The organism is Microbacterium sp. GXF6406, assembly GCF_054798215.1.
The window spans coordinates 1-1,301 of sequence record NZ_JBSJZH010000057.1 but is presented as its reverse complement, the minus strand read 5'-3'; the positions used below and the strand labels follow the sequence as shown (position 1 = coordinate 1,301).

Genomic DNA, 1,301 nt, shown 5'->3' with positions numbered 1-1,301 from the left:
CCTTTGCCGCGCCCGATCTGACCACCTTCTGTCGCCTTGACGAGCTCGGCCTGCAAGCTGTCGGGCAGCGCCTGGAGCCGGATCGGGCGGTGATCGAGTGCCGGGCCGTTGAGGCTGATCCGTGGTGTCGGGGGTGCGGCGCCGAGGGCGTCATTCGGGATACGGTGATTCGTCGTCTTGCGCATGAGCCGTTCGGTCACCGGCCCACGACGCTGCAGGTTCGGGTTCGTCGATACCGGTGTGATCATTGCAAGCGCACCTGGCGGCAGGACATGTCGAAGGCATCGTCGCCGCGGGCGAAGATCTCCCGAAGCGGGGTGCGGTGGGCGTTGGAAGCTCTCGTGGTCGACCATCTCACCGTCTCTCGTGCTGCCGCCGGGCTCGGGGTGTCCTGGCATACCGCGAACAGCGCGATCCTCGCCGAAGGCAAGCGACGTCTAATCGATGACCCTCACCGTTTCGACGGCGTGAGCACCATCGGTGTCGACGAGCATGTCTGGCGTCACACGCGCAAGGGCGACAAATACGTCACGGTCATCATCGACCTCACCCCCGTGCGGGACAAGACCGGCCCCGCGCGACTGCTGGACATGGTCGAGGGACGCTCGAAGGCAGTGTTCAAGCAGTGGCTCGCGCAGCGGCCGAAACAGTGGCGAGATCGGATCGAGGTCGTCGCGATGGACGGGTTCAGCGGCTTCAAGACCGCCGCCGCCGAAGAGCTGCCCGACGCGGTCCCCGTGATGGATCCGTTCCACGTCGTCCGCCTCGCCGGCGACGGGCTGGATCGGTGCCGGCAACGCGTTCAGCAGGCCACGCTCGGGCATCGAGGCCGTTCGGGCGACCCGCTCTACAAGGCCCGCCGCACCCTGCACACCGGCGACAGCCTCCTCACCGACAAGCAACGCGCACGCCTTCAAGCACTATTCACCGGTGATGATCATGTTGAGGTTGAAGCGACCTGGGGAATCTACCAGCGCATCGTTGCCGCCTACCGCGAACCGGACAAGACCAAGGGCAAGCAGATGATGCAGGCCGTCATCGACTCGGTCACCAGCGGTGTTCCCACCGCGCTGATCGAGATCCGCCGCCTCGGCCGAACGTTGAAACAACGCGCCGCTGACGTGCTCGCTTACTTCGACCGCCCCGGCACTAGCAACGGGCCGACAGAGGCGATCAACGGCCGCCTCGAACACCTCAGAGGCTCAGCGCTCGGCTTCCGAAACCTGACGAACTATGTTGCCAGATCGCTACTCGAAGCCGGAGGATTCAGACCCCACCTACACCCTCGATTGCGATGAGCC

The 1,301-nt window shown here is 65.3% G+C and carries 1 protein-coding gene; it reads left to right on the top strand.

Annotation, left to right across the window (positions count from 1 at the left end):
- The coding region (locus ACWAUG_RS13575; RefSeq protein ID WP_460802832.1) for an ISL3 family transposase at positions 1-1,298 on the top strand (1,298 nt) is incomplete at its 5' end.
- Positions 1,299-1,301: the final 3 nt, after the last annotated feature.